Annotated in this window: 10 protein-coding genes and 1 pseudogene; 5 read left to right on the forward strand and 6 right to left on the reverse strand. The window is 59.5% G+C overall.

Annotation, left to right across the window (positions count from 1 at the left end):
- The first annotated feature begins 198 nt into the window (after positions 1-198).
- The 4 genes from F6X42_RS36020 to F6X42_RS36035 all read left to right on the forward strand — a co-directional run bounded on the left by F6X42_RS36020 (position 199) and on the right by F6X42_RS36035 (position 1,482).
- A complete protein-coding gene (locus F6X42_RS36020; RefSeq protein ID WP_187638715.1) occupies positions 199-390 on the forward strand; it encodes a hypothetical protein in 192 nt (63 codons plus the stop codon).
- A 2-nt stretch (positions 391-392) separates the two neighbouring features.
- Positions 393-641 carry a DUF1488 family protein gene (locus tag F6X42_RS36025; protein ID WP_187638713.1) on the forward strand — a complete coding sequence of 83 codons (249 nt, stop codon included), beginning with the start codon at positions 393-395 and terminating at the stop codon, positions 639-641.
- 242 nt (positions 642-883) lie between these two features.
- A complete protein-coding gene (locus F6X42_RS36030; RefSeq protein WP_187638707.1) occupies positions 884-1,120 on the forward strand; it encodes a hypothetical protein in 237 nt (78 codons plus the stop codon).
- 89 nt (positions 1,121-1,209) lie between these two features.
- Positions 1,210-1,482 (forward strand): hypothetical protein, encoded by a 273-nt coding sequence (locus tag F6X42_RS36035; protein ID WP_187638708.1) that lies wholly within the window; start codon positions 1,210-1,212, stop codon positions 1,480-1,482.
- 682 nt (positions 1,483-2,164) lie between these two features.
- Here the strand turns inward: F6X42_RS36035 and F6X42_RS44580 are convergent.
- Positions 2,165-3,406: a glycosyltransferase family 9 protein gene (locus F6X42_RS44580; RefSeq protein ID WP_376776500.1), complete on the reverse strand. Its 1,242-nt coding sequence runs from the start codon at positions 3,404-3,406 to the stop codon at positions 2,165-2,167.
- Between the two features lie 159 nt (positions 3,407-3,565).
- Positions 3,566-4,573 (reverse strand): annotated as a pseudogene (locus tag F6X42_RS44585) (O-antigen ligase family protein); the annotation flags it as partial.
- A 278-nt stretch (positions 4,574-4,851) separates the two neighbouring features.
- Between F6X42_RS44585 and F6X42_RS36045 the strand changes: the two are divergent.
- Positions 4,852-5,727: a lipid A biosynthesis lauroyl acyltransferase gene (locus tag F6X42_RS36045; RefSeq protein WP_187638710.1), complete on the forward strand. Its 876-nt coding sequence runs from the start codon at positions 4,852-4,854 to the stop codon at positions 5,725-5,727.
- 217 nt (positions 5,728-5,944) lie between these two features.
- Here F6X42_RS36045 and F6X42_RS36050 read toward each other — a convergent pair whose 3' ends face one another.
- The 4 genes from F6X42_RS36050 to F6X42_RS44590 form a co-directional block, all read right to left on the reverse strand.
- Positions 5,945-6,802, reverse strand: coding sequence for a PA4780 family RIO1-like protein kinase (locus F6X42_RS36050; protein ID WP_187638711.1), 858 nt, complete (start codon positions 6,800-6,802; stop codon positions 5,945-5,947).
- A 439-nt stretch (positions 6,803-7,241) separates the two neighbouring features.
- Complete coding sequence (gene rpsU / locus F6X42_RS36055; protein ID WP_187638712.1) at positions 7,242-7,454, reverse strand: 30S ribosomal protein S21; 213 nt, start codon at positions 7,452-7,454, stop codon at positions 7,242-7,244.
- A 699-nt stretch (positions 7,455-8,153) separates the two neighbouring features.
- Entirely contained in the window at positions 8,154-8,390 is a 237-nt protein-coding gene (locus tag F6X42_RS36060) for a DUF6723 family protein (protein ID WP_312892980.1), read from the reverse strand.
- Between the two features lie 34 nt (positions 8,391-8,424).
- Positions 8,425-8,754 (reverse strand): hypothetical protein, encoded by a 330-nt coding sequence (locus F6X42_RS44590; RefSeq protein ID WP_246530395.1) that lies wholly within the window; start codon positions 8,752-8,754, stop codon positions 8,425-8,427.
- Positions 8,755-9,192: the final 438 nt, after the last annotated feature.

Here is a 9,192-nt window from a genome sequence, read left to right on the forward strand (position 1 = left end):
TGAGTCGACGTAAATCCGTCACGAACTTTTTCGCAGACGCAAAAAATTGGGCTTGGGGTGCGGTTGAATCGACAGTAGACTCGTTGCCGCAACAGCACTGGACCTAAGGCCAACGTAATAAAAGGAGTTCCGACGGCGGGAAGGGTATACAGTGAGCAGACTGGTGGCACTCCTAGACCGGTCTTTCGGAGATAGTACATGAGATTAGATACCAAGAAACCCATTCCTTTTGCGGCAACCGAGACCGCTTACAACCGGGATCGCCGGGCGCAGGCTCTTCTGCTTGAAGCGACGGACGCTAACCGGGCAGAACAGAGACGCATCAGCTATTCACTCATCGATTCCACCGTGGGCAAGTGGCGATATCCAGCGGAGATTGCAAAAAACTGATCGTGGCGCTCCATTTTCCGAATCCGAGCCGTAGCTACGATGCCACGCGGCATTGCGTACTTTTCTGGGGATATGACGATTCCCGGGAAATCACGTTTCAGGTCGACAGTGCAACGCTAAAAGGCCTGCAACCGGCGCTCGGGTCAGACGAACGGTCGGTTCTTGTGGCATTTGACGAATTTCGCGGGAAGCTACTTGAAATAGCGAAAAGGCAGTATGTCCGTGGCCCCCAGAATCGATATTCGATTTGATGAAATTCCACAGCTATTTCTCCAATGAGTAGCCTTCGCTTGGGCCGGCGCAGACGTCCGTTGGATCATCAACAATCGGCGCGCGCTTGGCCAAATCCGTTATTGGTTCCTAAGGGCGCCTGCGGAGAACAGACTTTTGAGGACCATGAGGTAGGCGCATGCTGAACACATAGCCGGCAGTTGGCCCAACCCGTTCAAGGCTGTCTTTCATGCTAGCCTCCAATGACCGATCGGAGTCTTTCATGCACCGGATGATCGCGTATCGCAGTTTCGAGATTCATGTCGAATTGACTCCGGCGGCCAAGGACATGTTTGACGTGACTTTTCAGATAAAAGGCGGCACCAACCTCGAGGTGCTCGGCGCCCGAGGAGGCCGCATACCGTTGCGCAACGGCCCTTTCACTGAACGATGGGCCTACCTGGTTGCCGAAATTGCCGGACAAGCGGCAATCGACGTGTTGCTTGGCCCAGTTGACTGACCCCATCCCCGTTTACTCCACCCCATACGCTGTGTGAGCGGAGCGGGGTACGGCCATCGAGGGTCAGTTGACGGCCCACAGAGTGGCAAATGCACGAAATTCCTCACTACCTTATTCTTCGCGCCGAACACGAATCGTACGTTCTGGACCGGGAGCGCGTGTTGATTCGCCGCCAGGCAAGTCACATGATGAACGCGTTCGCGCGCGCGCACGGCAAACCGATGGCGATCGAAGACGCGCGCTGGGATAGCTTTTCCCAGGAGTACGGGTTCTCGTCCGACGAACGGAAGTGTTTGTGCTCTTACTCGTTGGTGGAAGGCAGCGAAACCAGACATCAACTTGCGTTGCTCGCCAACCTTTAGCGTTCTGACGCGATCAGGGGATGAAGGTATGCGTTTATGCGCTGCGTATCGTCCCACCCAGCCTTGCGACTTACTGCAGACGCCGTGCGTGAATGGCCGTTGCACCTGAAAGCTGCCGTACGATTTACATAACACCTGATCTCATACGTCCTGTCGACCGGTTGAATCCGCAATCCACTGCGGCCCTTCGGGTCGGCTCTCCATCAATGGCTGTTCCCAAGGGATACTGTTGAAAAAGTCGCTGCGTGGTTTTCTCAGTTCTCCTGCGCGAAAATCGACCTCTCAGATCGGCCTACAAACCGCTCGCGCGTGCCGGCTAAGGGTAAGAAGACCCCTGAAAAGCTCGCGACAGAGACGCTCAGCGACTTTTTCAACAGTATCAAGGTGCAACGGTCATTGGTGCGGTCATGTCGGCCGGCAACTTCACGGCCTGGGCGGACACTCGCGAATCGTCGCAGAACCGGAGCAGCAACGTCCGCTGTCGCAACGTCCGTTGCTTCTACGGATTACTCAAAGCCCGTATTATTAGTACACAGGGCGCAAAGCGTTGTCGCAAAGCGCGCTGGCTCCAAGCATGCCGTTGAATGGTCTTCGCTTGAACTGCTATGCCGTCGAAGTGTATTTATCTTATCTGGCATCTCATCGTAAGTCCGGCCATTCAGGCAACGCCCACAGGGCGCCTCTATCGGCTGACGTCGACGATCTTAGCCTGTGTCGGCGCCTGAATACCAAGCAGTAGCGCAGCGACAGCAATCACGCGGCTTGCCCGCAGGCCGGTCAGACAATCGCTTGTGCTTTCCTTATGCCGGCCACACCCTTCCTGCCGGCACGGAACGCACTTGCTCTCCCCCTGCAACAGGTACACGTTGCCGCGCAGGCCTGAGCCGCGTCGAGCCCATGGCGCCTTACCCACCGGCCAGTTGCATGGCCACGGCCCCCAGCGAACCGGGTCGCCTGGGCCGAACAGCGCGATCGTCAACGTGCCGCATGCGGCCGCAACGTGCGTGGTACCCGTATCGGGACCAATGAAGATCTTCGCACGCCGGATCATTTCCGCCGTTTCGCCGAGCGTCAGCTCACCCACCAGATTCAGGACTGGCTCGCCAGCCGCCGCGACCACCTGCGCGGCATACGCGCGCTCGGCCTGCGCTGGTCCTCCGCTCAGCGCGACAGCCAAGCCCTGGGCGCGCAGCCAGCGGATGGTCGCGGCCCAGCCATCGACGGTCCATTGCTTATACCCGTACATGGCACACAGGTGCAGCACGACCATGGGCTGCCCACGCATCGCGCCGGGCGGCGCATTGAGCCGCGCCTCGAACCGGGCCCTGCGCTCGGGATCGGGACCGATGCCCGGTGCGACCACCTCCGCGCGCGGCGTCACGCCCACCAGCCGCGCCAGTTCGAGGGTGTTCGGCACGACGTGTGTCTGCGCTTGCCGGTCGAGCGCGATCCGGTGAAGCATGACGCGGGCGAACCACTTCACACGATCGGCGTTGACGAGCCCGATCCGCTTGCGGCCGGCAAGCCACGTATAAATCAGTGCGCGATCGGAATCGGTGGCTGCGCAGGCAAGATCGTAACGCCGCCAGATCCGCGCCGCGTCGACAATTCGCTCACGGAGCGGGACGCGCTGAGCGACAGTAATGACGCGGCGCAGGTCCGGGTTGTGCTCAAGTACCCCCTCTGTACCCCGAAACACGATCATGTCGATCATGGCCTCGGGCCATTGCGTCTTCATCGACCGGACAAGCGGCGTCACCAGCAACACATCGCCTATGCGACGCGGGCAGGCCACGAGAATCGTTCGCGGAGGCCGTTCCCGCTTCAGCGCACGTGAGTTGCCCACTTCGCCGATTTCCCGCTTGCGCGCCTCGATCCACGCAAGCAGTGTTGCTACATTCAGCGCGAAAAAGGCTGCGCTCATCACGAGCGTCAACGCGTCGATCGTCAACCCGAAGATGATCGTACTGCCAACCACGGCGAGTCCCAGATACGATGCGGTAGCGATTTCGCCGTCCGCGCTGAGCCGGTTCCGCCAGAACGGTGTGAAGGTCCCGACGTACAGAAGCAGCAGTGCGGCCACGCCCACCGTTCCCATTTGGGATAGCGTCGAAAAGAACTCGCTATGTGCGCCCGCGTTGACGATCGCCCGCGGCGCCTCGGCGCGTTGGGCAAGCTCGTTCAGCGCCTCCTCCAGACGGCCGCGCCCCACGCCAAACGCCGGATGGCGCGAGTACAGGAGCGCGGACGCGCGCCACAAGTGAAGCCGCAGGCCAAGCGAAGTATCGATGTTGCCTTGCTGCAGTTCCTTGAAGTCGGACACGGTCGCGTCGACCCGCTGGCGAACAATGCTGGTGGATCCGAGGGCCACGACAAACGCCACGATCGCACAGCCCAATGCCATGCGTGCCCGCCTGCCGGCCAGCCAGTGCCGGCCGCCGACGGTTGTCCATACGAGCAACGCCACCGCAATCCAGCCCCCGCGCGAGCCCGACAGATACGACGCATATCCGCCGAGCAGAAACGCCGCGATCTTGATCGCCACCTCGGCTACGCGCGCGCACCTGCCTCGCGTAATCGACACAATCGACAGGAAACCGAGCAGCAATGCCGTGTCGCCGAATGGGATCGGGTTGGTAAATGAATTGCCGAGGCGACCGGGGGCGAGCCAGACGGCTGGATGAAAGTGTGCGTAGATGGCCCACGTACCGACGCCCAGTGCGCCCGCCACAAATCCCCACTGCACGAGGCGGAGTTGCCGGTACGCCAGCGACCCCAGATAGAAAAAGGTCGGTACGACGAGAGCCAGCCGCAGGAATGGATCGAGCGCCGGGAACGTGCTGCTTCGAAGAACCGCTATCTGGAACAGCACGACGGCCGGCAGGCCGATCAGACCCAGCACGAAGAGCCGGTGGTCGCGAAACAGCGCCGCCGCACGACGCCGATGCTCGGCTTTGCCAAGGTAGGCCAGCGCGAGCGCGAATATAACGAAAAAGCAGTAGCCGGTGCCCCCTCTTATCGACAGCATTACAGCCGGCGACAAGACGACAGCCAAGGTAGCGACACAGCCTGATAGTTGGTTGGTACGCATCACGTCGGAACCTGAAGTCTAGCGAGGAGCAGCAGCCCAAGCCGATTGTGCCATGCGCACCGTCCATATTGAATGGAGAAGCGAATGGCTCAGGCCGAGCCCGGAAATTCGAAATCGTTCGACCGGTCAGCTCCAACGCGTTAGGCTTGAGCTTCCGTGACCGACCGACTTCCGCCGCTCGGCGCGAGATTGTGGCAAAGGCCGCTTTCAAGTGTCCGTTGTCAGTGCATGACAACATTCCCACCTGGCGCAACCATTCACTACACGCAGGAAAGATCGTGGCACAACTCGGTTACCTCCTCGTCGCAATGCTGTTGCGAGCATTCTCAGTGCTTCCGTACCCTTTGGTCGCGAGGCTTGGCAGCGCGCTCGGTGCAGCGGCGTATGCGCTTCCAGGTCGCCGCAAACATGTTGTACTTGTCAATCTGCGCCTTTGCTTTCCAGAAAAGACCGAACGCGAGCACCACGATCTTGCCAAAGAACATTTCCGGCAGGTTATCCGCAGCTATCTCGAACGAGGCATTCAATGGTTCGGTAGCGCAAAGACGATAAAGAATATTGTCCAGATCGAAAGCAGGATTGATCTCGAAGACAAGGATGCGCCACCTACCATCTTTCTGGGGTTCCACTTCGTGGGCATCGAGATCGGATGCATGCTGTACTCGATGCAGTTGCCTGTCGCAGCACTGTACACACGCATGTCGAACACGCGCCTCTGCGACCTTGCAAGGCGACAGCGCGGCAGGTTTGGCGCGGATATGATCGAACGTTCGACGAGTGCCAGAAAGATTTTGGGAATACTTCGCTCTGGCAAACCAGTCATGCTCGCGGCGGACATGGATCACGGTATCAACAACTCTGTTTTTGTCCCATTCTTCGGCGTTCCCGCCTGCACGCTGACATCCGTCTCGCGACTTGCAAGACTGGGCCATGCGCGAGTGGTGCCGTTCGTGACCGAGGTGCTGCCGGATTTCAGAGGGTATAAGTTGACCATCTTCGAGCCGCTCAACGATTTCCCATCCGGAAGCGACACCAACGATGCGCGGAGAATGAACGCGTTTCTTGAGGCTCAGATTTTGCGATTTCCGGAACAGTATTACTGGGTGCATCGACGCTTCAAACACCGCCCACCCGGCGTTCCAGCCGTCTACTAAAATACTGCGTGGTCGGCGTGTCCTTCCGCTACCGGTGAACAACCTGATTTGCCGACGAGGCGACAACCGCCGCGGCAGCGCGACGGTCCGTTGTCTGGGGCGAAGCCGCCGCTCGAATGTCCTTGTGAAAGTTTGTGCGACCGACCGTTGATGGCCGAGCGGCGACATCCTCGAAGATCTTCACTTTCGGACGATCTTCGGGGGACATTGAGCACGGTTACCGGCCTGCGCTCAGTTCTTGCTGTCGCCGCACTCGCGCGTCCTCCTCAAAACGTGTCTCTTCGAGTTCCTGCAGCACGCTATCGAGGTCCACAGGTCGCGTGTCGACCTCGATGCGACCGGTCAGTTCGGCATCGACATGCAGTCGGCCTGCTTCGAACAGCGTCCAGATCTCCGCGCCATAGCTCGTGGTGAGTATTTCCGGCGCGAACCGTCCGAAGTACACGGCCAGGTTGTCGACGTCACGCTTGAGCATCGCAGCCGCGTCGTTGTTGCCGGCTGCATCAACGGCTTGAGGCAGATCAATAATCACCGGCCCGTCCGCTGCCAGCAGGATGTTGTATTCCGACAGGTCGCCGTGAATCACGCCCGCACAGAGCATTCGGACAACCTGGTTGAGCAGCAGCGCGTGCAGTTCCAGGGCGCGCGCTTCGGTCAGATCGACGTCGTTCAGGCGTGGCGCGACGTCACCCATCCCGTCGACCACCAGTTCCATCAGCAACACGCCATCGGTACAGATATAGGGTTGCGGCACGCGCACGCCCGCGTCGGCGAGCCGGAACAGCGCGTCGACTTCGGCGTTCTGCCATGACGCTTCCTGCATCTGACGGCCGTAGCGCGTCCCTTTTTCCATCGCACGCGCCTGCCGGCTGTTCTTGACCTTGCGGCCGTCCCGATACGACGCGGCCTGCCGAAAGCTGCGCTGCTTCGCGTCCTTGTAGACCTTTGCACAACGCGTCGAGTTGCCGCTGCGCACGACGTAGACTGTTGCCTCCTTGCCGCTCATCAACTGGCCGATAACTCCGTCGATGAGGCCTTCTTCGAAAAGCGGCACAAGCCGTTTGGGCATTTTCATACGACCGCCACCTGCGGCCCGTGGGACGAGCATTCCACATGCTTGGATGGTGAATGGCCCGCCGAGGCATGCGCGATCAAGAAACCGATGAATCGAGGGGCCAGTGCTGCCGAGCGTATGCTTGTGGCGTGGGAGACGGATGGCGTCATTCCGGAGTATAAGGGAGGTTGATGGGCGAGGACGAGGCGAAGCAAATCTCCTGCCAGTGGCATAGAGGCATTGCCGCCGCAGTTCCAAGGCGCACGCAGCTTCGCCCGGCGGGCAGCACCCGACCCGAAGCTGTCTATCGATCGCAGAAAATCAAGTGGCCAGTATGCGAAGGCGGATTCAACTGGCCACTCGGCCCGGATCAGAGCCGGTTCCCACATGCGGAGGCTACGCGAGACACCCGGCTGGGCACTATACGGCTGCTTCAGCATGGCTGCCCGGCAGTTCCCGGTCAGTACCGCTTTTTCGGCGGCAACGAACGTTTGATCTGCTGGCGCAGGCGTGCCACTGCAGCAGCCTTTTTGCGCTTGCGTTCTGCGGTAGGTTTTTCGTAGGCTGTCCGGGCACGAAGCTCCGGAATCAAGCCGGTGCGCTCGATCGCGCGACGGAAACGGCGTATTGCAACTTCCACGGGCTCGTCGGGTTTCAGAATTACGGTAGTCAATTTTTTCCTGGGTTGAGTGCTCGCCGGGTAACTGCTGCCGCGGCAGGCGCACTATGAAGACATCTTATGTTCGTCCGATCTCAACTCGATCGTGTCGCCGTGTGCCGCGGCTATTTAGCAGCGCTCGTGGCACTGCAAGATCACTGACGCTTCGAAGCCTCCTTCTTCAGCTTCTTTGCGTCCTTCTTTTCCTTAGGCGTTCTCGTGGCGACTTTCTTTTCCGTCTTCTTGGCGTCATGGGCTTTGCTCACGATGGCCTCCTTTTGATGTCGAATTTGACAGTGTACGACGCGACGCCCCTTCGGCAGGCTTGGTTGACTCAAAAATACGCCGAGGCGCTCGCAATTAGCGTCGCGTGCCTGCCGCACGGTTGCCCAGCCGGTCGACTTAACGCGGGACTGAAATCAACGTGGAAGCACCGAGGTTGGCCGGTTCGACGTGCGGTTCGATTTCGCTGCGGTTAGGGTAATGGCCGCTCGGCTCGTCAATGACGACGTGCTGGCTCCTCACGAAGAATAGTCGCCTCTCTCGGGAAGAAAAACCCGCTCGGGCTCGTCACCATCGCATCCTGCGGAACGTATGCAATCGGATAGCCGTTAGCAGCAGTTGAGAATCCATGAAATTTTCCTACCCGTTTGGCCTCCACCTCGATGCAACCCGAAAAGCGTAATCGGCGGCTCTCGACGGTGGACCCCCAGATCACTCTGGAACCGCAATATCGCCCTTCACGAGTTGCCAGCCGTACACCTCGGCGAAATTCTTCGCGCTCTTTGGATTGTCGAATAGAGGCATGTCCGGGCAACCGCAAAACGGATAGATAACCCGCTTGTCATAAAGGCGGGTCACCTTCAAGGTCGGAACGGCGCCATTTATCGTCCGGCGGGACGAGGCGACGACCTCATAGTTCTTCTCGCCTAGCATAGATGCTGCATTCACGTTTCCTCGCGCATTGGACCGTATCGCCGTTCGCTCATAGGTCACGCACAGACTGCCCGTCAACCTCGCCATCAATCAGGCGCTCCGCATAGTCGTTGGATGCCCTGCGCGCCTCGCCCGCATCGCCAAACGGCGCACGATGTGGAATCCGAAATACGCGGCTGGCCGTCAGTGTGTCGTCGGTGCCTCGGCGGCATATCCTGACGGCAGCGTCAAAGCCGGCATCATAGTCGAATGACCCAACGGCCTCCGAGGGAATGTGGGAATAGGCGAGAGGATAGATCTGACCTCCCGCCAATGTGACAGTGCTATGAAAACTTCCACTATTGAATTTCCATCTCGCTTTGCGGCAGCAGCGGCCCATCTCCAATTGGCGGAACACCGTCAATGCATCGGTTACCGTGAGTACGCTGTTCGGCCCGGACTGTTTGACCAGGGCTGAACGCTAGCGGGAATTGGCAAACCGCTCACTAACGAACCGCACGGTGCGGGTAGTGCCATAGGCGTTGACCACTGAATTGTGGTCAATCCAGCCCAACAAAACGCGACTTGGTCCAGCTCACTCTTTTCCCTGCACGAAATCCGGGCGACGCATCCAATCCGCCTCCACCATGGCGGGCCGTTCGAAGCCATCAATGTGCCCAATCGCACACTAACGCCCGGTTTCGTCTTAGAGCTTTGCGCCCGGAGCACTACTTTTAACGCACGTCGATTGACTGACAAAACCGGTGCGGAACACGCAGGCCTGAACGGCCCGCTGATTCCACTGCGTCGGACCGCATCCAGCCGCTACGACGAAAAG

Origin of the sequence: Paraburkholderia podalyriae, assembly GCF_014397785.1 — a bacterium.
Lineage (GTDB): Bacteria > Pseudomonadota > Gammaproteobacteria > Burkholderiales > Burkholderiaceae > Paraburkholderia > Paraburkholderia podalyriae.